This is a genomic window from Aeromonas sp. QDB03 (assembly GCF_027707985.1).
Taxonomy (GTDB): Bacteria; Pseudomonadota; Gammaproteobacteria; order Enterobacterales; family Aeromonadaceae; genus Aeromonas; species Aeromonas hydrophila.
Genome location: NZ_JAPCJG010000004.1, coordinates 12626 through 36371 on the forward strand (window position 1 = coordinate 12626; position 23746 = coordinate 36371).

Below are 23746 nucleotides of genomic sequence, written 5' to 3' on the forward strand. Positions count from 1 at the left end.
ATTACCCGGCCCCCTTGGCTGGTTACGGATCAACCTTGAGGTTGCCGTCATCCAGCAGTTGCTTGATGATGTCGTGGTTGGTCGTCAGCCCACCGCTGTGATCCAGATCCAGGCTACCCTGGAACTGTACCGTCAGTTGTGAACCACCACTGGTAAGCCCATTTGTATCAATGGTCAGCTTGTTGGTTGCAGTATCAAACTTCAAGTAGTTGTCCAGCGCCGTCGCCAGATCGTTGTTGTTGGCTGCCGAGGGAACACCAACCAGCAGATCCGACAGATCCAGTACATCGCCACCGCTGGTCGGATTACCCAACGTAAAATCGGTAATCTTGTCGGTACTGCCATCCGCATCGCCAGCAAGCCACTTGAAGGTATCGCTACCAGCCCCCCCCGTCATGGTATCGCTACCCAGACCACCGATCAGCAGATCCCTGCCATCGCCTCCTTGCAGTATGTCGTTGCCAATCCCGCCGATCAGGGTATCGTCGCCAGCCTCCCCGTAGAGCGTGTCGTTGCCGCTGCCACCATCGAGCACGTCGTTGCCCTTGCCACCGACCAGAGTATCCTTGCCACCCATTCCGTACAGCAAGTCATCACCATCACCGCCGGACAAGATGTTGTCCAGACTGTTGCCCGTGATGCTGTCACCGAAATCAGACCCGATGGCGTGCCCTTGCGTGCTGTTGAAGGTCACATTCACACCACTGGCAGAATTGTCGTAGTCCAGGGTAAACGGTGCTTCCGGCAGCAGGCTAAGACCAATGTTGCTGTGGACTGCATCACCATCTCCATCCGTCAGCGTGACCGGTAGCTGCAAACTGACCGGGATCCCAGGAGTGGCAACACTGGAACCGAAGTCCCCAATCTTGAAGGTATTACCATCAACATAGTGGAACTCTAGACTGTTATAACCATCCGCCGTGTAGGCCGCCAACTTGGTATTGGTGACAACACCAGCTACGGTTGCAACATAAGCAACCCCAGTCCCCGGATCATCATCCGTAAAGTTGACCGTAAAGTAGTTGCCGCCCACCGCCACGGTCTGGGACATGCCTGCACCGATGTTGACGATCCTGGTCGAACCGTTGTAGCTGATTGCCACAGCAGTCAGCGACTCCTTGTTGCCATCGCCAATATCGTTGTCGTTGTCTACATCCTGACGGGCAACCAATTTCACACTTGAACTGTTGGTAATGGATGTAAACAGTGCAGAAGCACCATTGACGTCGTAATGAGCTTCGAAGGCATGAGTTGCAGGATCACCATATGACCCACTACTCCCCGGTGAACCGGTCAGATCGATCACAAAATCAATCCTCATAGCTTCACCAGTCCCCACAGATGCTCCACCACTTATCCCACCTGTATGAGAAGTCGTATTGACGGTGCCGCCATCCACCCCATTGGTCATTGCTGTCAGCAGCAGATCCTTGCTGTTATCATTGGCCAGGGTGTTAAATCCTGCCCAAGGCCCATTACCACCGACAAATTTGTAACCACCACCACTGAAGTCGATCATGGTCTGTCCGCCATCGACTTCACCAATCATCTGAACCTGATAGGTTCCGGATGCCGGCTGCAGGGTGGCAATGAACACGGTACCCGCCGCCGTTGCGGCAGTCAGCGTAATGCCATCCGAAGACAGGGTATAGGTGACAGGCAAACCACCCGAGGTCATGCCACTGCTGCTGCCATTCAAGCTGCTGTCGAACCGGATTGAACCACCATCCCCCCCGTAGTTGTTGGACAAAGTACCGTCACCATCCAGCAGGAAGATGCCAGTCACCCCGGACTGATTCAGCATGACCCCCATGGCAGGCGTCATGACAACCGGCACATCGTCTTCAACCTGTACGATGAAGTCGCGAACCAGCGTCACGTTATCCACCCCTTCGTGGGCCGTGATCGCACTGGACAGATTCAACGCCTTCAGTTCCAGGTCGTTGCCATCAGCCAGGGCATGATCAATCGGGCCCTGCAGGGTAAAGGTGTAATCGCCATCAGCCTCGACAGCCAGCGTGAAGATGGGTTTGCTGCCTGCCACTGCAACCAGGGTATCGACTCCGACACCGTGGATGATGCTGTAGGTAATCGCCACACCACCTGAGGTCAACGCAGGCAAACCGGCTGTACTGCCGACGCCGAAGTTGACGCCGATACTGTCGACCACCATATGGGCCAGAGAGCCTGCAACCGTGGTCAGGGCTGGGTTGTTGCCAGGCAGACCGGCAGGCAGGCCATCTTCGAACACGGAAGCCGTGATCGGAGTGGTATCCAGCACCAGTATCTTCAACAGAGCGCTGGAGGTGTCACCATCGGCATCCACAATGGTGTAGGTAAAGGTCTCCTGTGTATCGACGGCCACATCATTGGGCGGAGTGTAGGAGTAGGAACCATCCGCATTCACGGTCAGATGCCCACCCAGAGGTGTAGTCATGGGGCCGGTCGTTCCTCCTTGCACCAGGAAGGTCACCACATTGCCATTCACACTGTCGGCAACCCCGACATAAGCGGCCGGATTGCTGACGGTAAAGCTGACCTGCAATACGGTCACGGGGGTATCGGCACCGACACTGTCCACACCGGCACTGGCATCCACATCCGTGATCACATTGCCGGTAGCTGGTGGCGGTACGGTGGCCTGGAGTGTGGCATCCAGGTCATAGATGTTGTTGACCAACGTGACGGCATCCCCATGGTCCTCCACCAGACCAAGCTGAGCGATCGCCGTCGCATTGCCACTGACGTTCAACCCCACCGCGTAAACCTCAACATTGTTGCTGTTCACAAAGCTGGTCCAGCCGGCCGGGACATTCCCCTCGTTCGGAGCGCCATCCGACAGGAAATAGACCTTGGTTTCATACCCAGCCAAAGCGGGGTTCGCCAGATCCGCCGTCAGTTGATTCTGCGCCAATACGAGTGGTGCGTTGTAGTTGGTACCGCCACCATCTGTCGGCAAACCGGAAATACTGGCCTTGGCCACATCAGGATCACTGGTTTGCGGGATCAATACAGCTCCACTGGCAAAATCAATGACCGTGAAGACCAGCGGCACACCCAGCGCCACATAGGAGTCAATCATGTGGTTTAGTGCATCCTTCGCCAGCTCCAGGCGATTTGGCGAACCATTTGTCGACGTACCGATCTGCCACAACATGCTGCCTGATGTATCGATGACCATCACCAGGTTGAAGGGGGGCAACCCTGCTTCAGTGATGACGACGCTGTTGTCTTTAGCTGTCGGTACATCATCTTCGAACCGGATGTTGCCACCGAGGTCTGCACTCACCGTCCCGGTCGCGGTGTCGTTGTCGCCATCCACCACCGTCACGGTCGCACTCAGCAGTACCTTGCCATTGGCCAGGCTGATGAGGTTGTTGTCGTTGCTGTTGTCCACGTCCTCCGGCAGATGGTCCAGCTCCGCCGACTGCGTCAGCGTCACCGTGCCATTGCTCGCCACGCTGATGCGGAACACCTCCCCAGCCGTGGTCGAGCCAACGATGTCGCTGCCCACCTTGGTCAGGGTGATGGCCAGCCCGTTGCTGGTCAGTCCGCTGTTGCTGTCAGTCACGCTCAGGCTGTAGCCGCTCACCGTGGTGGTGCCCGCACCGTCCGCGCCATAGCTCGGCACCGCCGCCGCCAGGAACGCCGCCGCAAAGCTGCCGGTCGCCGTGTCACTGGCCGCATCGATGGTCTGTGCATCCTGGGTGGTCAGGGTGATGCCGCCGTCTGCCACCGCGTTGATGGTCACGCTCGGTACGTCGTCCTCGAAGCTGATGTTGCCGCCAAGGTCTGCACTCACCGTCCCGGTCGCGGTGTCGTTGTCGCCATCCACCACCGTCACGGTCGCACTCAGCAGTACCTTGCCATTGGCCAGGCTGATGAGGTTGTTGTCGTTGCTGTTGTCCACGTCCTCCGGCAGATGGTCCAGCTCCGCCGACTGCGTCAGCGTCACCGTGCCATTGCTCGCCACGCTGATGCGGAACACCTCCCCAGCCGTGGTCGAGCCAACGATGTCGCTGCCCACCTTGGTCAGGGTGATGGCCAGCCCGTTGCTGGTCAGTCCGCTGTTGCTGTCAGTCACGCTCAGGCTGTAGCCGCTCACCGTGGTGGTGCCCGCACCGTCCGCGCCATAGCTCGGCACCGCCGCCGCCAGGAACGCCGCCGCAAAGCTGCCGGTCGCCGTGTCACTGGCCGCATCGATGGTCTGTGCATCCTGGGTGGTCAGGGTGATGCCGCCGTCTGCCACCGCGTTGATGGTCACGCTGGGGCCGTCATCTTCAAAGCGGAACACGCCGTTGGCACCCAGGTCTACCGCCGCACTGGCGCTATCGCCATCGGCATCGGTCACGGTCTGCACCAGGGTCAGCACGCCCTGCCCCAGGGTCAGTGCCACGCTGTCATCCGCATTGGTGGTGTCGCCGTGCCAGACGTTGTCCAGCAGGGCCAGGGTCACTTCCCCGCTGCTCGGGTTGATGGTCAGGGTGAAGTAGTCCACCCCACCCGCACTGCCGGTGATGACGTTGCCCACCTGATTGAGCACGATGGCGGCACCCTGCCCGTTGGCCGCGTCCGGATCGACCGCATACAGGCCGCTCGCCACGTTGCTGCCGGTCAGTGCCAGGCTGTAGCCGATGCTGCCCGCCCCGTCAGCCCCGAAGGCCGGGTTGAACTGAGCCTGTACATTGGCCGCACTCAGGGTGGCACTGGCCACCCCGTCAGTGCCAACGCCACCCAGGCTGACCAGGCTTTCATCCACGGACACTGCGCCCAATCCTTCAGAATTGGTAGTAAGGGTGACACTGGGAACATCATCCAGAATGACCACATCCAGGCTGCCACTGGTATTGTCACCATCGGTATCAACCAGTACGACACTGAAACTCTCGCTGAGCGAATTGTCATTGGTAGGTTGGGTGTGGGTTTCACTCCCCCCCAGGGTGTAGCTGTAGTTCACGCTACCCGTGCCGGTCACGGGATTGTAATTAATGCTGGTAACGACCAATTGATTACCAAGTGGGCTGGTAATGGTTTGCGGGAAGGCTGTAACAGCTTGCCCGTTGGTGACCAAGGCGACGCCTCCCAGTGTCAGACTCTGCACACCATCGGCTGCGCTGAAGGTAAAAGTACCGCTCTGAGTCACAGCGGCGGCATTCGGATTACTCCCTCCTGCCAATGAGGCTTCATTTAATGTCAGTTCTCCGCCCTCCAGCTGCAGACCGGCAAGCTCAACCGGCTCATCAACAGGAGTGATCGTGATAGTCAGTAAGGACTGTACTGAATCTGTACCATCTGTGACGGTATAACTCACCGCCGGGACAGGGCCGTCATAATTGGTGGCTGGCGTAAACTGATAACTGCCATCTGCATTGACCAGCAGAGTACCAACCCCTGCCAGAGTGACGGGGGTGCCCAGAGTCGTGTTGGCAACCCCACCCCAGCTAAATCCGGTGACAGTAGCAGCCTGAGGCCCATCATTATCGACGGTGTTGTCAAGCAAATTGCCCGATACCGTCGCATCCTCCGTCACCACGACGTTCTCACTCTGATCAGCAAGATCATTGACTGGCGTGATAGTGAGTTCCAAGGTGGATTGGACCGTATCGGTGCCATCGGTAACCGTGTATACGACAGGGGGAACAGCACCGTCGTAGTTGGGAGCCGGGGTGAATGTGAAGCTGCCATCGCCATTGACGACAAGCGTACCGATCCCGTCGATTGTCACACTGGTTCCGACAGCCAAATTGGCGTTGCCTCCCCAGCTGAAGAGCAGAACCGACGCAGCTGACGGCCCATCGGTATTGACCGTGTTATCCAGCAAATTGCCATTCAATACACCGTCTTCCGCAACAACCAGCTGCTCGCCCTGATCCGTCAGTTCATTGACCAGCAAGGGCTCTACTACTTGTTGTGTATCTAAAACCGGCTCTGTCTGATATGTGGTGTCAAAGCCTGCGGCAGCAATAGTTGCATCACCAATACGGTCAATCGTGACAAAGCCACCATTGCCACTGGCACCGGCTACACCACCGATCCCGCCACCACCACCGGCGGCAGGTGCCCCACCGGCAGCAGAAGCTTCAAAGTTTTGTGTCGGGTCTACCCCTTGCAGAATTGATTTTTGCAATGCAGCGATATCAGGAGAAGCCGCAGTACCCGCATCAGGGGCTTGAGGTTGACCAGGGGCTGGTGCGTCATGAGCGGGAGCATCTGGAGTAGCTGCAGCAGGAGAATCGTCATAGGGAGCCAATACCAGTTTGGCGTCATCTGCAATATTAAGCTTGGCTCCCGGTTGGAGGATCTCGCCCTTTTGCAATGGGCGGCTGCTTCCATCTGCCAGCACGATTTGAACATTGCCTTCAATGGAAGAAACCACAACCGTTTTGTCGATGATTTGAGTGCGCATATCCTTTGCTCCAACGTGACAGATCTCGATGTCTACACCATAGATGTCTGTACGCTTCGCATCCGTTGCAAAAATGTATTGGATTTGTTCCGTCTTGGGGGGATGCAATGTATTAAATCGAAGGGTCTTTTTTATAATGTCAAATCAATCACTTGGTGGCGCCTCAAACGAATCTCAAACAGAGAGGTGCCCTAAAAATACCTATTTTTATTCATCTTTAGAATAAAAAAAGGGCCCTTATGGGCCCCTTTTGATTTGATAAGATTCAAGCCAGTGGGAATGCGGGATGCACAAAACCCTGATAACCATCGATATGCAACTTGGCAAGCAGCTCAACCTGATGTTGATCTTCAACCCGGGTTGCAATGGTTGTGACTCCTGCATTGTGAGCGGCGCGGCACACTGCTGCCAGGAAGGAGGTATCCGCCCCCGGCTCCATCACCTGACTGGTATAGCCATGGTCGACCTTGACATAGGCTGGGGCCAGCTCTTCCAGATATCCCAGTGACTGGAAGTGACGTCCATAATGATCCACCCCCCACTGGAATCCATGTTCTTGCAAGGCCTTAACCAAGGCGGTGACATGATCTTTATGCTTCATGATGGCAGCTTCCGGGATTTCAAACAGCAGCCGTTCTTGCAGCTCGGCATGATCCGTCAGATAGCCGGTCAACCACGCTCTGAACTCATCGGAACACAGCGAGCCAGCGGTAATATTGACCGCCAAGACCAGATCCGCCTGTTGTTGGAGCAATGGAATAGAAGCTTCAAGTATCGCTTGATCGAATTCGCCGCCCAATTTGAACTGTTCGATGGCCGGCAAGAATTGACCTGCAAAATAATCGGTGCCATCACGAGAAATAGAGGCAAACAATTCGGCATGCAAACGAACACCGTTATCAAATCTGCAGGCAGGTTGCGCCTTGAAGCGCCACAAGTGCCGAGCGATGGCATCTTGTACCAGATCGCGCCAAGCCAGACGTCCCATCAATCCTTGATCAACACCGCCCTCCATGACTACTGCGCCACGACGTTCATTACGCGCTTTGCCCAACGCGTTGTCGGCCTTGGTTAGCAACGCTGACAAATCATCATTCCCATCGCGCCCTGCAATACCGATAACGGAGAGTGCACCGCCCTCACCCATGGGGTTCACAACCAGGTCGGCAATGCGACTGTTGATCACCTCCGCCAAATCTTTCAGCTGGGCCAGATCATCGGTAGGACACAGCAAGGCATATTCCGTGGCCGAAATCCGCGCCAGTGCCGACCCATCCCAGCCTTTCAGCTGCTCCTTCAGAGCCTGTGCTATCGACTTGACCATGTTGTCGCGAGCGGCAAACCCCTCCTCACGGTACAGGTCATCCAGCATATCGACAGCGACCAGCATGACGCCGCCTTGTCCCGCCTCGGCAATCCATGCGTTTACCTGCCCCACGAAATAAGCCCGGTTGCCCAAGCCGGATACTGCATCCACATAAACCCGCTCCCGCAATTTTTCAGCCTCATCAGCCTGCTCCTTGAACTGCAGGGCCAGCTTGCTGGAAAGCGTATTGATGGCTTGTACCACCTGTTTCAATTCATGGGTCTTGGGTTCAGGAATGGCATGGCCAAAGTGGTGCAGTTCGATCTCCACCGCCTGCTCGCAGATCTGCTTGAGCGGCTTGAGCAAATAGTTGAGCGCACGCATCAACAAAATGGTGGTGATGAGAAAACCTATCAGAAACCAGCTCGCCAGTTCGCTCATACCACGCCACAGCTCGTAATAGGCTTGCCCGGGGTGACCAACAACCTTCAATTTGCCCAGTTGCAGCCAGCCAGAGGTCAGAATCGATTCGTTGGATACTTCCGGAAACAGGCCCAAATTAATGAACCACTGCGGCACCCCCTGAATATTGTTGGTATTTTCCTGCTCAATGACATCCTTGGAAGCCAACAAGTCCAGACGGACCAAGCGATAATATCCCCCATCAAATATCGCCTGGATGACGGATTCAGCCCCCACCTTGTCACCATTTTCCAGATAAGGTGTCAACGCCAATCCCAGGGATGTGGCGGTGTTGATGACTGTGGTTTCCTGCTGCTGCGCCAGATAGGTACGAGTCGAGTTGAATTGCACCCAATAGGTGGCTGCAAACAACAACCCGAACAGGATCAACATGGTGGCCAGTAATTGTCTGTAGAGCGTCATAGGTTAATCATCCAAATTCAACACAGGCTGAGCCAATCGCCCCGAAGTCATGCGATTGCGTAAATCATTCCATAATCCCAGGCGTGAGGACTGTCCAGCCAGTTCCCCTTGACCTCGCGCCTTCATCAACCACAAGTGACTACCGTTAAAGCTGTATATCGGCATCAGATCCCGGCGCTGGCTGGCTGGCCGAATCGACCCAATCAAGTTATCCAAAATCACGGGGACTGAGGATGGCGTGTCATAGTAAGCAACCACCATATGAAACTGGTTGTAATCCAATGCCTTGACATAGACCATCCGCATTTTTTCATCCGGCACCCCCAATTCCAGCAGGGTAAAGTACTTTGAAATGCTGAAGTCTTCACAATCACCACCCGCCGCGCCTAAAAATTCCAACGGGGTCGCCCAATAGTCTTTTTTGCGCCACAACTTGATGTCGTCGATAAAACGCATCTGGTTGAAAAACTGGTTTACCTTCTCCAGTTTCTGGCGGTCTGTCAGACCCGCGGCACGATTCTGCATGACCAGCGTACGCCAAGTCGTGACCCGTTTGCCGGCTCTGACACCGTATGTTTCCTGTGCCCGCTGTACCAGTTTGAGATCTTCGGGGGTAAGAGGCTGACTGGCAGAAAGCAGCAAAGGCAGAGAAACCAACAGCAGCCAGAGTGACCAGCGTAACCAGCGCGCACGCAAAAACGGAACCAAGCCGAAGCTTGACGCCATGCCAACACTGCCTGCCCGATACTGCTCAGTCACATGCATCTTCAAAAGATCCACTGGCTGTTACAACGCTGGCCAGAAGTGGCCGTCAGAGACAAGGGATGGCGGCAGCCCGGCTGCAGCCATCCCTTTCACCCGCATCAAACCTGATGCGCACTCCATTACTGTTTAGCTTGCCAATCGGCCGGCTGCTTCACATTAAACGCATTGAGCAGACTGCCAGTGGCATTGAGGATCCGATAATCCGCCAACAAGGAGTCGTACTCGGCCGTGATGTAGCTGCGACGGGCCTCAAACAGTTCGTTCTCGGTGTTCAGTACGTCCAGCAAGGTACGCTGGCCCAATCCGAACTGCTTCTTGTAGGCCTGTACGGTGTCATAGCTGGCATCCACGTGCTCTTTCAGGAAGGTCTTCTGTTTGGTCAAAGACTCTTTGGCGTTCCAGGCCAGGCGGGTTCCCTCTTCAACCTGACGGAAAGCATTCATATGAATATCTTTCGCCTGGGAATAGAGAGCGGACGTCGCCTTGCTCTGCGCCAGATCGGAACCACCACGGAACAGGTTGTAACGCATGCGCACCATGGCGGTCAGATCGTCATTGCGTCCTTTTACTGCATCAATGTCCTCGTTCCAGTTCTGATCCACTTCAAACGTGACGTTGGGATAAAAACCGGACTTGGAGCCTTCATGCTGATATTTGGCGGCTTCGATATCCTGCAAGGATGACAGCAAGGTCGGATGCACCTCGGTCGCCGTCTTCAAGGCGGCATCCAAGCTGCTCGGAATGAGCTGAGCATCCGGCACCGGCTGTACCAAATCTTTTGGCATCTCATTGACTACCCGGATGAATTCGCTCTCGGCATCCCGGTAGTTGTTTTCGGCAGCCGCCTGATTGGCATAGGCTCTGGCGACACGACCATCAATTTGGGTCTGGTCTGCCGTGGATCCCAAGCCAGAATCGGTCCGCTTGCTGATGTCGCTGCGGATCTGCTCGTGAGTTTCCAGGTTCTGTTTGGACAGCTCGAGGATCTCCTGCTGACGCAGCATGTTGAGGTAAACCTCAGCCACGCGCAGGGCTGTATTCTCCGCCTCGGAGATCATGGCCAGACGCTGAGCATTGGCTTCGGCATCGGTACGAGCCACGTTGCTGCTGACGTTGAAACCATCAAACAGCATCTGGCGCAGACTGATACCGGCCTCTTTACGGGTCATGGAATCATCGATGGTGGTCGAATTCGCACCGGCTGCACGAGTTGACGGGCTGTCAGTCTTCTCATAGCCGACACCGCCGCGCAGATCGATGGTGGGATAGTAACCACCTTTGGCCCCATCATGCTGATACAGTCGCGCCTGATAGAGATCAAAAGCTTCCTTGATTTTGGGATGGGTAGCCAGTGACTGTGCCACTGACTGTTCCAGTGTTTGGGCCTGGGTAAGGCCCGGGAACAGCACGGCGCCACTTACTAACATGGCAACAATCGTCTTCTTCATGGTATCTCCAGTCATGTTGTTTTTAGATTGTTGGCTTATCGTTCTCTCAGTGCCGACTGCTTTGCCCGTAAAATCGGCTTAAGCAAATAGTCTAGGACACTTTTTTTACCAGTAATAATATCTGCACTGGCTAACATACCGGGGATGATGGGAAGTGCGTTAAGCTCATCGCCCAAGTAACTTTTCTCGGTGCGGACTCGTACCAGGTAAAAGGAATTGCCATCTTCATCCTGGATCGAGTCAGCACTTATCTGTTCAACCTTGCCATGTAATCCTCCATAAATTGTGAAGTCATAGGCAGTAATCTTGACCACGGCCTCCAGCCCTGGCCGCAAGAACGCGATATCTTTGGGCGACACTTTGGCCTCGACCAGCAGAGTGTCTTCCAGCGGAACAATTTCCATCAGATCCATGCCGGGTTGCACCACACCACCCAGCGTGTTGATCTTGAGTTTCTTGATGGTGCCCTTGAGCGGCGCAATGACGCTGGTGCGATCCACCCGATCCCGCAGCCCAACCTGGCCTTCGGACAGCTGGCTCAATTTGCCTTGCCGTTCATTGAGCTCGGTCTGTGAATCGGCCCGGAATTTCAAGGCAATGTCGTTGCGCTTGGAGATGGTCTCCCGCAACACGGAATCGAGTTTGGGAATAAGCAGCCGGTTGCTCTCCAATTCCCCCTGCATTTCGTTGACCTGACGCTCCAGTTTGATCAGCTCGACCTGAGGTACTATCCCCTCCTTGGCCAAGGGGCGGCTGATATTGAGCTCCTGCCGCGCCAGATCCACGCTACGCGCCACCGTCCTGATCTTGGCGTTGAGCTCTATGGTCTCCTGCTCTTTCTGTTCAATCTGTTGCCCCAGAATATAGAGCTGGTTGTTCAAGTTGTTGAGACGCTCATCCTGAACTGATTTTTCTCGAGCCGCATATTCGGCAAAGACGTTTTCGAAACCATCAGGGAAATCGATGGGTTGCTTGTCGACCACGACCTGCTCACGCCACCCCAGATTGGGACCGGTCTTGACCACCACGCTCTGGATTTCGGAGCGCAGCCTGGCAATATCCCCCTTGAGGGTCACCAGCTCCTGCTCCCGTTCACGAAAATCGGAGCGGAAGCGAGTATCATCGATACGCAAGAGCGGCTGCCCTTTTTCAACGATGTCACCCTCTTTGACGAAGATCTCCTTGACGATCCCCCCCTCCAGATTCTGGATCACCTGCAATTGACGGGAAGGGATGACCTTGCCCTGTCCAACGGTGACCTCATCGAGCTCGGCCCAGGCGGCCCAGACAATGGCGCTCATGAAAAACAGGAAGCAGGCCCACAGCAATGCCCTGGCTCGAGTCGGGGTACTCAGCAGTACCGCAGCCGCACCGTCATCGACGAATTCAAGGTGCTCCGGCGCCGGCAATACGGTATCGGAAGGCGCCTTCTTGAACAGTCCAAACTTAGCCATTGGACGCCTCCTGCACACGCACCTTGCCCTCTTTCAGTTGTTGCAACACAGCCTCTTTGGGCCCATCGGCCACTACCTGCCCCTGCTCAACCACGATGACCCGCGAAGCCACATCGAGCATGGAGGTTTTGTGAGTGATCAGGATCAGGGTCGTTTCCGGTCCCAATCGTGCCAACTCATGCTTGACCTGCATCTCGGATTGGTTATCCATGTTGGAGGTGGGTTCGTCCATCACCAGAATGGGGGGGTCGTTGAGCAAGGCTCGCGCCAGCAGGATGGCCTGACGCTGACCACCCGAGAGCTGACGGCCCCCCTCACCTATCTGCCGATCCAGCCCGTTGGGATCCCGATTGGTAAAATTGGTGACGCCGGCCCGTTTGGCGGCCCGCATGACCCGCACATCGTCCACCAGCGGATTACCCAGCATGATGTTGTCGCGTACCGAACCAAAAAACAGGGTCACGTCCTGCGGGACACAACCTATGTTGCGCCGGATCACCGAGGCCGGCAGCTGATCCAGCTCGAACCCATCGAGTCGCACCGAGCCATCGGTGGGCCGATACAAGCCCATCAAGATCTTCTCGAGCGTGGTTTTACCCGCTCCGATCCGGCCTATGATGGCTACCTTCTCGCCCGGTTCGATACGCAGATTGATGTTGTGCAGGGTGCTGGTTTCCATTCCCGGGTACTTGAACGATACATTGTCAAACTCGATCCGACCGGATATCACGGGATGGTGGATGTACTGCTTGCCCTCTTCCTGCTCACCCGGCGTCACCATGATTTTTTCCAGGATTTCCAGTGCGGACTTGGCCTGGTTGTAACGGGTGGAGAGCACCGACAACTGCACCATGGGCGCAATCGCGCGGCTTGACAGCATGACGGCGGCAATCATGCCACCCATGGTGACCAACCCTTCCGAGATCTGATAAACGCCGACAATCACCAGTGCCACCGTCACCACCTGCTGGATATAACTGGCCAGCGAAGACATGGAGTTGGTGATGCGGCGAGTCTGCACGCCCCAGGTCGAGATATGGGAGACGGCCTGCTCCCAGCGATGCTGGAACATGCTCTCAGCCCCGAAAATCTTGACGGTCTCAAGGCCTGAAATGCTCTCGATCAGGTTGGCGTTCTTCTGGGAAGCAAGCCGCGATCCCTCTTCGATGGACTGCTTGAGCGGCGCCTGAATATAGAAGCTGTAAATAATGAGGATCAGCATGGCGACGATCGGTACCACGACCATGACACCGGCAAAAATCCAGATGATGAACAGGAAGAAGACCGCGAACGGCAGGTCGATGAGGGTAGAGACGGTAGCGGAGGTAAAAAACTCCCGTACCGATTCGAACTCCTGCAGATGTTTGGCAAACGCACCGGTCGAGGCCGGCCGCGACTCCATCCGCATGCCCATCACCTTGGCGAAGATCTTGGCCGACAACAGCACATCCGATTTTTTACCGGCGATGTCGATGAAGTAGCTGCGCAGCTGACGCATCACGAAATCGAAGGTGAACACCACCATGGCCCCGACCGCAAGCACCCAAAGAGAATCAAATGCCAGATTGGGCACTATCTTGTCGTAGACGTTCATGGTGAACAGCGGGCTGGCGATGGCAAACAGGTTGATGAGGATGGACGCGATCAGTACGTCCCGATAGATGCCACGGGATTCAAACAGAGTGCTCCAGAACCAATGCCCGTCACGGGTCTCCAGCACCTTGGGGGAGCGCTCATCAAACTTAAACTGCTTTTTGACAAAAAACAGTCGGCCCAGATATTCATCACCCAGCTGGGCCGCACTGAGCCACTGGGCCGCATCTCCCGCCTGAGGAAAGATGACCTTGCCCTGACTCCTGTCTTCATTCCACTCCAGCAGAATGCAGGCACCGCCATTGCGCATCTGCAACACGCAAGGCAGCAACAAGGGGGAGATTTCGGCAAGCGGTTGGATCACTTCCCGGGCCGACAGCCCGCCCCGCTCGGCGGCACGACTAAACAGGTTGGGCGTCAACAGGCCGGACACCAGTGGCAAACCGGTCGTCAGGGCATCCTTGCTGTTGGGCACCCCATAAAAGCGGGTCAGAAAGACCAGACACTCCAACAACTCGTCAATACGGTTAGTTTCTGCTTGCATAGCATCCTGTCACTGCATGATTGGGCCGGCTCTATCGCCACACCGATATTCAAGCTTCACGGGCGCAGTTTGGCGCAGACGATCCCGTGACATAAAGAACAGAGCTCCCCGAGAAGGGATCAACAGCCTGATACACATTAAGCACAGGTACATGACACTGAATGTCATTGGCAGACCTGATAGGCATTACACCCAAAGGCGAGACGGGCAGTTTGGTTGCGGATCGCGACACAAGATGGCGCCATATCCGATATATCCCGTCCAAATTGGAAATAATACAAGCTTATTGATAATGATATCTTTTTCAAGCCAAGTACTATATCAAGACAATTTTACCGAAACTATACCGCAAAGACTGAATTTCATCTAATAACTCACTGTTTTTTTGATGAAATCTGATTACCTAGTCGATATTGCCAGAAAGCGAAAAAGGGCGCCCCAGCGCATGACCCTGGGCGCCGGAGCGGGCCAGTTCATTAGCAATGTCAGCCATGGCTGTCCAGCGATTCTCGCACCAGGCCGGCGCCAACAGAGTCGGACGGCGTGCCGACGCCGAGATGCGGTGGTACACCACCTCGGGCGGCGTGTGCTGGATCATGGCCACCGCCGCTTCCACATACTGCGCCAGGCTCGGCACCTCCAGTCGACCCGCCTGCCACGCCTTGCCAAGGGTGCTTCCCTCTACCACGTGCAGCGGGTGCAACTTTATCCCCTCCACGCCCGTCTCCACGATGCGCTGCAGCGTATTCAGGCTGTCCATGGCGACTTCACCAGGCAGACCGACGATCAGGTGGGCGCACACCTTGATACCGCGCTGATGGGCCCTGGTCACAGCGTCAGCATAGGCGGCATAGCCATGACCCCGGTTGATGCGCTGCAGCGTCTTGTCGTTGGCGCTCTGCAACCCCAGCTCCAACCACACCTCGTAACCCCGGGCCTGATAACCGGCCAGCAGGTCCAATACCGCATCCGGCACGCAATCTGGGCGCGTCCCTACACACAAGCCCACCATGTCGCTCACCGACAGCGCCTCTTCATACATGCGCTGCAGGTACTCCACCTCGGCATAGGTGCTGGTATAGGCCTGAAAGTAGGCGAGATAACGTTTGGCCCGGGTCACTTCATCCCGGCGAGCCAGCAGTTGCTGCACCACCGAAAGCTGCTGGGCCGACTCGTCGGCAAAGGAGGAAACATTGCAGAAAGTGCAGCCGCCACGGCCCAGCGTGCCGTCCCGGTTCGGGCAGGTGAAGGCACCGTGAATGGAGAGCTTGTGGATCTTCTGGCCATGGCGCTGCTTGAGATCCTGGCCGAATGTATTGACGAGTTCGTGTAACTGCATGACACCTCCAGTAAAGGGGCGTCATTGTACGAGCTTGGCCGCGTGCAGCGCTGCGCTGGATCAAGAGAGGAGAGAGTCGGGAAAACATATAAATATTCACCAATAACCGGATAAATATCAGCAAATGGGTAGTTATCGACGCTTTCGAGACTCATCCCAAATTTGACGAAGGCTCAACACCACCACAAAACCATCTTCTAACAGTTTGTTGAATAATGAAAATTTTCTCATAGACGGTGGTTTTGCAAATGCAAGTCACCTGCTTCGTTATTGTGATCTCGGCCATTCACTTGTCGAGTGGATTGGTAAAATTACTACAAATCCTTGCCCCCATTGAGTCAACCAGCAAAGCCCAATATGACAATACAAAATTCCACAAAAACAAAAATAACCAGAGCAATTGCCAGTTAATACCCCATATAGACCCGTACCCCGACATTTTGTTATGAGTTTGTGATAATGAAAACAGCCGGGATGTCCAATTGACCTTGCCGAAAAATCCCATTAGTTTGGAGATTCGCCACCTCAGGCGGACGGAACCACAAGAGCCAATCGCAATTTATGCAGTCTGTTGATGACAGTGCGATGCAAGGCCGAGCAAGGGAGAAATGCAATGTCACTATATGATCCAAAGCTGGAGAGGGATAACTGTGGCTTCGGCCTGTTGGCCCACATGGAAGGTGAAGCCAGCCACAAGCTTGTCCGTCTCGCGATGTCAGCATTGGCTCGCATGCAGCACCGTGGCGGTATCTCCGCCGACGGCAAGACCGGCGACGGCTGCGGTCTGTTGCTGCAAAAACCCGACAGCTTCTTCAGAGCTGTCGCCGAAGAGAAGGGATGGCACCTGGGCCGCAACTACGCGGTCGGCATGCTGTTTCTCAACCCCGATCCCGTCTTGGCGCAAGCCACTCGCGACATCATCGACGAAGAGCTGGAGAAGGAAACCCTGAGTCTGGTCGGTTGGCGCAAGGTGCCTATCGATACCAATGTACTCGGCCCCATCGCCAAGGCCTCCCTGCCCAGCATCGAACAGGTCTTTGTCAACGCCCCCCCCGGCTGGGTCGACAAGGATCTCGAGCGCCGCCTCTATATCGTGCGCCGCCGTATCGAGAAGCGCATCAGCGACGACTACTTCTACGTGGTCAGCCTCTCCAACCTAGTCACCGTCTATAAAGGACTGTGCATGCCGGTGGACTTGCCGCGTTTTTATCTGGATTTGGCCGACATCCGCATGCAGGCGGCCATCTGCGTGTTCCACCAGCGTTTCTCCACCAACACCAGCCCGCGCTGGCCGCTGGCGCAACCGTTCCGCTACCTCGCCCACAACGGCGAGATCAACACCATCGCCGGCAACCGCCAGTGGGCCAAGGCGCGCAGCTACAAGTTCGCCACCCCGCTGATCCCCGATCTGCAAGAGGCAGCCCCCTTCGTCAACACCACGGGGTCGGACTCCTCCAGCCTAGACAACATGTTGGATCTGTTCCTGGCCGGTGGCATGGACCTGTTCCGTGCCATGCGCTTGTTGATCCCGCCCGCGTGGCAGAAGCACCCGAACATGGATGACGATCTGCGCGCCTTCTACGACTTCAACTCCATGCACATGGAGCCCTGGGATGGCCCGGCCGGCATCGTCATGACCGACGGTCGCTACGCCACCTGCGCGCTCGATCGCAACGGCCTGCGTCCGGCCCGCTACGTCATCACCAAGGACAAGTTCATCACGCTGGCCTCTGAAGTGGGCACCTGGGACTACACCCCGGACGAAGTGCTGGAGAAGGGCCGGGTCGGCCCGGGCGAGCTGTTCGTGGTCGACACCAGCAACGGCAAGATCTGGACCAGCTTCGAGATCGATGACGATCTCAAGAGCCGTCACACCTACAAGCAGTGGATGGACAAGCACTGCAAGCGGCTGGTGCCGTTCGAGCAGATGGATGACGCCAGCACCGGCGCCCGCGAATTCTCCGACGATCAGCTGAAAACCTATCAGAAGCTGTTCGGCTACTCCTACGAGGAGCTGGATCAGATCATCCGGGTACTGGGTGAAAACGGCCAGGAAGCGGTGGGCTCCATGGGGGATGACACCCCGATGGCGGTGCTCTCCTCCAGCCAGCGCACCCTGTACGACTACTTCCGCCAGATGTTCGCCCAGGTCACCAACCCGCCCATCGATCCGCTGCGGGAAAACCACGTGATGTCGCTGGCCACCTGTATCGGCCGCGAGCAGAACGTGTTCAACGAGACCTTTGGCCACGCCCACCGGGTGCTGTTCCAGTCACCGATCCTGCTCTACTCCGACTTCCACCAGCTGCTGGCGCTGGAAGGGGAGCACTATCGCCATCAGGTGATCAGCCTCAACTTCAAGCCCGAAGAGGGTCTGGAAGCGGCCATCCTGCGCATCTGTGAAGAGGCCCAGGCTGCCGCAAAGGCCGGTACCGTGCTGCTGATCCTCTCGGATCGGGACGTCAGTGCCGACACCCTGCCCATCCCGGCCGCCATGGCGGTGGGGGCGGTGCAGCGCACCCTGGTGGACAACAACCTGCGCTGCGACGCCAACATCCTGGTGGAGACCGCCAGCGTGCGCGACCCGCACCACTTCTCTGTGCTGCTGGGCTTTGGCGCCACTGCCATCTACCCCTACCTCGCCTACGAGACGCTCGCCAAGCAGGTAGAAGAGGGCGTGCTCAAGATGAGCCTGCGCCAGGCCATGCTCAACTACCGCAACGGCATCAACAAGGGGCTCTACAAGGTGATGTCCAAGATGGGCATCAGCACGGTGGCCAGCTACCGCTGCTCCCAGCTGTTCGAAGCGGTGGGCCTCTCCAAAGCCGTGGTCGAGATGTGTTTTCGCGGCGTATCGAGCCGCATTCAGGGCGCCGATTTTACCGACATCCAGCAGGATCAGTTCAATCTGGCCCGTCAAGCCTGGCTAGCCCGCAAGGCCCTCACCCAGGGTGGCCTGCTCAAATTCGTCCACGGCGGCGAGTACCACACCTACAACCCGGATGTGGTGCAGACCCTGCAAGTGGCGGTGCGCTCCGGCAACTATGCCGATTACAAGGAGTACGCCCGTCTGGTGAACGAACGGCCGGTCGCCACCCTGCGTGATCTGCTCACCCTGAAGAAGGTCGACAACCCGGTGGCACTGGAGCAGGTGGAGCCGGCTGCCAAGCTGTTCCCCCGCTTCGACTCCGCCGCCATGTCCATCGGCGCGCTGGGCCCGGAAGCCCACGAGGCGCTGGCGGTGGCCATGAACCGGCTCGGCGGCCAGAGCAACTCGGGTGAAGGCGGCGAAGACCCTAAGCGCTTCGGCACCGAGAAGAATTCGCGCATCAAGCAGGTGGCATCGGGGCGCTTTGGCGTCACCCCCCACTACCTGATGAACGCCGACGTGGTGCAGATCAAGGTGGCCCAAGGCGCCAAGCCCGGCGAAGGGGGCCAGCTGCCCGGTGACAAGGTGACGGCCCAGATCGCCAAGCTGCGTTACTCGGTGCCCGGCGTGACCCTGATCTCGCCGCCGCCCCACCACGACATCTACTCCATCGAGGATCTGGCCCAGCTCATCTTCGACATTAAGCAGATCAACCCAAGCTGCCTGGTGTCGGTGAAACTGGTGTCCGAGCCCGGCGTTGGCACCATCGCCTGCGGCGTGGCCAAGGCCTATGCGGACTTCATCACCGTCTCCGGCTACGACGGCGGCACCGGCGCGAGCCCGCTCACCTCGGTCAAATACGCCGGCTCCCCCTGGGAGCTGGGCCTGGCAGAGACCCAGCAGGCGCTGGTCGCCAACGGCCTGCGCCACAAGGTGCGCCTGCAGGTGGATGGCGGCCTCAAAACGGGTCTGGACATCATCAAGGCGGCCATTCTCGGCGCCGAGAGCTTCGGTTTTGGCACCGGCCCCATGGTGGCGCTCGGCTGCAAATACCTGCGTATCTGCCACCTGAACAACTGCGCCACCGGCGTCGCTACCCAGGATGAGAAGCTGCGTCGCGAGCACTTCACCGGCCTGCCGGAGATGGTGATGAACTACTTCAAGTTCATCGCCGAGGAGACCCGCGAGCTGATGGCCCAGCTGGGTGTCACCCAGCTGACCGACCTCATCGGTCGCACCGACCTGCTGGAAGCGCTGCCCGGCCTCACCGCCCGTCAGGCCAAGCTGGATCTCTCCGGCATTCTGGCCAGCCCGGTGGCACCGGCAGGCTCCAGCCTGTTCAGCCAGCAGCACAACCCCACCTTCGACAAGGGGCCTTTGAACCTCAAGATGGTGGAAGATCTGCTGGAGGCGGTGGAAAACATGAGCGGCGGCGAGTTTCGCTACGACATCCGCAACACCGACCGCTCGGTGGGGGCGCGTCTGTCCGGCGAGATCGTCAAGCGCCACGGCAACCAGGGGATGGCGGCCGATCCGGTGCGGGTTCACTTCAACGGCACCGCCGGCCAGAGCTTCGGCGTCTGGAACGCGGGTGGCCTTGAGATGATCCTCACGGGGGACGCCAACGACTACGTAGGCAAGGGGATGACCGGCGGCAAGCTGGTGATCAAACCCCATGTCGGCGTGGCATTCAAATCCCACGAGGCGGCCATCATCGGCAACACCTGCCTCTACGGTGCCACCGGCGGCAAACTTTACGCTGCGGGTACTGCCGGCGAGCGCTTCGCGGTGCGCAACTCCGGGGCCCTCGCGGTAGTCGAGGGGATCGGTGACAACGGTTGTGAATACATGACCGGCGGCATCGTCACCGTGCTCGGCACCACCGGCGTCAACTTCGCCGCGGGCATGACCGGCGGCTTCGCCTACGTGCTCGACGAGTGCGGCAACTTTGCCAAGCGCACCAACCCCGAGCTGGTGGAACTGCTGGACGTGGCAGATCTCGCCATCCATCAGGAGCACCTGCGCGGCATCATAACGGCGCACCTCAACGAAACCGGCAGCTCGCGCGCCGAGGAGATCCTGGCCAACTTCGACTCCTATGTGCCCAAGTTCAGGCTGATCAAACCCAAGTCCAGCAACGTCAAATCGCTGCTTGGTCACACCAGCCGTTCCAGTGCAGAACTCAGAATCCAGGCGCAATAAGGAGGGAACCCTATGAGCCAGAACGTATTTCAGTTTATCGACGTGCAGCGGGTCGACCCGCCCAAGAAGCCGCTCAAGATCCGCAAGATCCAGTTCGTGGAGATCTACGAGTCCTTCAACCAGGCCCAGGTCGGCATGCAGGCGGATCGTTGCCTCGACTGCGGCAACCCTTACTGCGAGTGGAAGTGCCCGGTCCACAACTACATCCCCAACTGGCTGAAGCTGGCCAACGAGGGACGCATTCTGGAGGCGGTGGAGCTCTCCCACCAGACCAACAGCCTGCCGGAGGTGTGTGGCCGGGTCTGCCCGCAAGACAGACTGTGTGAGGGTGCCTGCACCCTCAACGATCGCTTCGGTGCCGTCACCATCGGCAACATCGAAAAATACATCACCGACAAGGCGTTCGAGATGGGCTGGAAGCCCGACCTCTCCAAGGTGGTCAAGACCGGCAAGCGGGTCGCCGTCATCGGCGCCGGCCCGGCGGGTCTTGCCTGCGCCGACGTGCTGGCACGGGGCGGCGTCACCCCGGTGGTGTTCGACAAGTATCCGGAGATCGGCGGTCTGCTCACCTTCGGCATTCCCTCCTTCAAGCTGGAAAAAGAGGTGATGCAGCGTCGCCGCGAGATCTTCGAGGGGATGGGGGTGGAGTTTCGCCTCGAGACCGAGGTGGGTCGCGATGTCACCTTCGCCGACCTGCTCGGCGAGTTCGATGCGGTCTTCCTCGGGGTCGGCACCTACAAGTACATGAAGGGCGGCTTTGCCAACGAGGAGGCACCGGGAGTCTACGACGCCCTGCCCTACCTCATCGCCAACGCCAACCGGCTGCTGGGCTTTGAGAAGGCGCAAGCCGACTACATCGACTTTGCCGGCAAGCAGGTAGTGGTGCTCGGCGGTGGCGATACCGCCATGGACTGCGTCCGCACCGCCATCCGTCAGGGGGCCGACAAGGTGATCTGCGCCTATCGCCGCGACGAGGAGAACATGCCGGGTTCCAAGCGGGAGGTGAAGAATGCCCGCGAAGAGGGGGTTGAATTCATGTTCAACCTGCAGCCGGTCGGCGTCGCGCTGGACGCCCAGGGCCACACCTGCGGCATCAAGGTGGTGAGCACCGAGCTCGGCGCCCCCGATGCCAATGGCCGCCGCAATCCGGTGGTTGTGACAGGCTCCGAGCAGGTGCTGGCTGCCGATGCGGTGGTGATGGCGTTCGGCTTCCAGCCCAATCCTCAGCCCTGGATGGCAGAACACGGCATCGAGCTTGACGGCCGGGATCGCATCAAGGCCTCGGAGCAGGCCGAACATGCCTTCCAGACCAGCAACCCCAAGGTGTTCGCCGGTGGCGACGCGGTGCGCGGCTCCGATCTGGTGGTCACCGCCATCTATGAGGGACGCAAGGCGGCCGAAGGGATCATGGACTATCTGGCCGTGTGATCTGCCGCCGCAACCAAGCAGCCATGCAAACAGCCCCGCTCGTGCGGGGCTGTTTTTTTATATCGCTCTCGATCAGCCAAAACCGGCTAGATGCTCCAGCTCTCCGGCAGCCGCTCGGTGAGGGTGGAGATGTATTCGAAGGTACGTGCCCGCTTGGGGGTGGTGAACATCTGGCGCGCACTGCCCGCCTCCACCACCTCACCCGCCTCCAGGAAGACCACCTGCTGGGCGATCTGGGCCGCCAGACGCAAGTCATGGGTGGCGATCAGCATGGTGGTGCCCTCACTGGCCAACTGGCGCAGCACGGCCACCACCTCCTGGGCAAGCTCGGGATCCAGCGCCGAGGTGGGCTCGTCACAGAGCAGCACCTTGGGGGCTGGCGCCAGCGCCCGGGCAATGGCCACCCGCTGCTGCTGACCGCCGGAGAGGGTGGCAGGCACCGCCTCGGCCTTGTGCCTGAGCCCCACCTTGTCGAGCAGTTGCAGGCCGCGCGCCGCCGCCCGCTCCCTCGGCCACTTCAACACAGTCACCAACCCTTCCAGCACATTCTCCAGCACCGTCATGTGCGGGAACAGCTGGAAGTTCTGGAACACCATGCCGGTCTGCTGGCGCAGGCTCAGCACGCTCTGGCGGGACAGGTGATGGGCAAAGTCGAGCTCGCTGCCCCCCAGCACCAGCTGGCCCGCATCGGGTCGCTCCAGCAGGTTCACGCAGCGCAGCAAGGTACTCTTGCCGCTGCCGGAGGGGCCGATCAGGGCGGTGACGCTGCCCGCGGCCATCGCCAGCCCCACCCCTTTCAACACTCGCTGCCCCGCAAACTGTTTCTCGATGCCACTCAAGCGGATCATAGGGCGACCTCCCGGGTCTCTTTATAAGCCAGTCGCTGCTCCAGCTTGTCTTGCAGGGTGGAGAGTACCGAGCTGAACAACAGGTAGATGAGGGCCGTCTCGACATAGAGGATGAGCGGCTCATAGGTGACGGAGGCGAGTCGCTGAGCCGCCTGAAACAGCTCGGGCACGGTCACCGCCGCCGCCAGCGAGGTGTCTTTGACCAAGGAGATAAAGGTGTTGGAGAGCGGCGGCACCGCGATGCGCGCAGCCTGCGGCAGGATCACCCGCCACATCACCTGGGGCCAGTTCATGCCAATGGAATAGGCCGCCTCCCATTGCCCTTTCGGGATCGCCGCCAGGGTGGCACGGATGATCTCCGAGCTGTAGGCACCGATGTTGAGGGTGAAACCGATGACGGCGGCGGTGAAGGCATCCAGCACTATGCCCGCGCTCGGCAGACCGTAAAAAATCAGAAACAGCTGCACCAGCAGCGGGGTGCCCCGAATAAGCCAGACATAAAAGCGGACCAGCATCACCAGCGGGGCCGGACCATATAATCTGGCCAGCGCCACCGACAAGCCGAGCACGATTCCCAGCACGAAGGTAATCAGGGTCAGCGGCACGGTAAAAATAAGCCCCGCACTGAGCAGGGGCCAAAAAGAGTCGATCATTAACTG

General features: G+C 58.0%; 11 protein-coding genes. 2 read left to right on the plus strand and 9 right to left on the minus strand.

From position 1 onward, the window contains the following. Nucleotides 1-22: 22 nt before the first annotated feature. The 7 genes from PG900_RS11560 to PG900_RS11590 form a co-directional block, all read right to left on the minus strand. Nucleotides 23-6406, minus strand: coding sequence for a retention module-containing protein (locus PG900_RS11560; protein ID WP_270831484.1), 6384 nt, complete (start codon nucleotides 6404-6406; stop codon nucleotides 23-25). 265 nt (nucleotides 6407-6671) lie between these two features. Further along, nucleotides 6672-8597 (minus strand): EAL domain-containing protein, encoded by a 1926-nt coding sequence (locus PG900_RS11565; protein ID WP_011706510.1) that lies wholly within the window; start codon nucleotides 8595-8597, stop codon nucleotides 6672-6674. A 3-nt stretch (nucleotides 8598-8600) separates the two neighbouring features. Further along, the gene (locus tag PG900_RS11570; RefSeq protein WP_118882257.1) at nucleotides 8601-9323 is read right to left on the minus strand and encodes a transglutaminase-like cysteine peptidase; all 723 of its coding nucleotides are present in this window, start codon (nucleotides 9321-9323) and stop codon (nucleotides 8601-8603) included. 158 nt (nucleotides 9324-9481) lie between these two features. Further along, nucleotides 9482-10810 carry a TolC family outer membrane protein gene (locus PG900_RS11575; RefSeq protein WP_011706511.1) on the minus strand — a complete coding sequence of 443 codons (1329 nt, stop codon included), beginning with the start codon at nucleotides 10808-10810 and terminating at the stop codon, nucleotides 9482-9484. 35 nt (nucleotides 10811-10845) lie between these two features. Further along, entirely contained in the window at nucleotides 10846-12264 is a 1419-nt protein-coding gene (locus PG900_RS11580) for an HlyD family type I secretion periplasmic adaptor subunit (protein WP_011706512.1), read from the minus strand. Next, the gene (locus tag PG900_RS11585; RefSeq protein ID WP_118880918.1) at nucleotides 12257-14401 is read right to left on the minus strand and encodes a type I secretion system permease/ATPase; all 2145 of its coding nucleotides are present in this window, start codon (nucleotides 14399-14401) and stop codon (nucleotides 12257-12259) included. The genes PG900_RS11580 and PG900_RS11585 overlap by 8 nt, the downstream gene beginning before the upstream one ends. A 403-nt stretch (nucleotides 14402-14804) precedes the next feature. Beyond that, a complete protein-coding gene (locus tag PG900_RS11590) occupies nucleotides 14805-15740 on the minus strand; it encodes a TIGR01212 family radical SAM protein (protein ID WP_118880917.1) in 936 nt (311 codons plus the stop codon). Nucleotides 15741-16353: 613 nt separating this feature from the next. On the opposite strand from PG900_RS11590, the gene gltB reads away from it, so the two are divergent. Beyond that, nucleotides 16354-20811 (plus strand): glutamate synthase large subunit, encoded by a 4458-nt coding sequence (gene gltB / locus PG900_RS11595; protein ID WP_270831485.1) that lies wholly within the window; start codon nucleotides 16354-16356, stop codon nucleotides 20809-20811. A gap of 12 nt (nucleotides 20812-20823) precedes the next feature. After that, nucleotides 20824-22239 carry an FAD-dependent oxidoreductase gene (locus PG900_RS11600; protein WP_017410896.1) on the plus strand — a complete coding sequence of 472 codons (1416 nt, stop codon included), beginning with the start codon at nucleotides 20824-20826 and terminating at the stop codon, nucleotides 22237-22239. Nucleotides 22240-22325: 86 nt separating this feature from the next. Here PG900_RS11600 and PG900_RS11605 read toward each other — a convergent pair whose 3' ends face one another. Next, nucleotides 22326-23087 (minus strand): amino acid ABC transporter ATP-binding protein, encoded by a 762-nt coding sequence (locus PG900_RS11605; protein ID WP_118880915.1) that lies wholly within the window; start codon nucleotides 23085-23087, stop codon nucleotides 22326-22328. Then, complete coding sequence (locus tag PG900_RS11610; RefSeq protein WP_017410894.1) at nucleotides 23084-23740, minus strand: amino acid ABC transporter permease; 657 nt, start codon at nucleotides 23738-23740, stop codon at nucleotides 23084-23086. Before PG900_RS11610 ends, PG900_RS11605 begins: the two co-directional genes overlap by 4 nt. Between the last annotated feature and the right edge of the window lie 6 nt (nucleotides 23741-23746).

Coding starts and splice junctions, on each gene's coding strand:
- PG900_RS11560 (WP_270831484.1), bottom strand. CDS start 6,406: ATGCGCACTCAAATCATCGACAAAACGGTTGTGGTTTCTTCCATTGAA.
- PG900_RS11565 (WP_011706510.1), bottom strand. CDS start 8,597: ATGACGCTCTACAGACAATTACTGGCCACCATGTTGATCCTGTTCGGG.
- PG900_RS11570 (WP_118882257.1), bottom strand. CDS start 9,323: ATGGCGTCAAGCTTCGGCTTGGTTCCGTTTTTGCGTGCGCGCTGGTTA.
- PG900_RS11575 (WP_011706511.1), bottom strand. CDS start 10,810: ATGAAGAAGACGATTGTTGCCATGTTAGTAAGTGGCGCCGTGCTGTTC.
- PG900_RS11580 (WP_011706512.1), bottom strand. CDS start 12,264: ATGGCTAAGTTTGGACTGTTCAAGAAGGCGCCTTCCGATACCGTATTG.
- PG900_RS11585 (WP_118880918.1), bottom strand. CDS start 14,401: ATGCAAGCAGAAACTAACCGTATTGACGAGTTGTTGGAGTGTCTGGTC.
- PG900_RS11590 (WP_118880917.1), bottom strand. CDS start 15,740: ATGCAGTTACACGAACTCGTCAATACATTCGGCCAGGATCTCAAGCAG.
- gltB (WP_270831485.1), top strand. CDS start 16,354: ATGTCACTATATGATCCAAAGCTGGAGAGGGATAACTGTGGCTTCGGC.
- PG900_RS11600 (WP_017410896.1), top strand. CDS start 20,824: ATGAGCCAGAACGTATTTCAGTTTATCGACGTGCAGCGGGTCGACCCG.
- PG900_RS11605 (WP_118880915.1), bottom strand. CDS start 23,087: ATGATCCGCTTGAGTGGCATCGAGAAACAGTTTGCGGGGCAGCGAGTG.
- PG900_RS11610 (WP_017410894.1), bottom strand. CDS start 23,740: ATGATCGACTCTTTTTGGCCCCTGCTCAGTGCGGGGCTTATTTTTACC.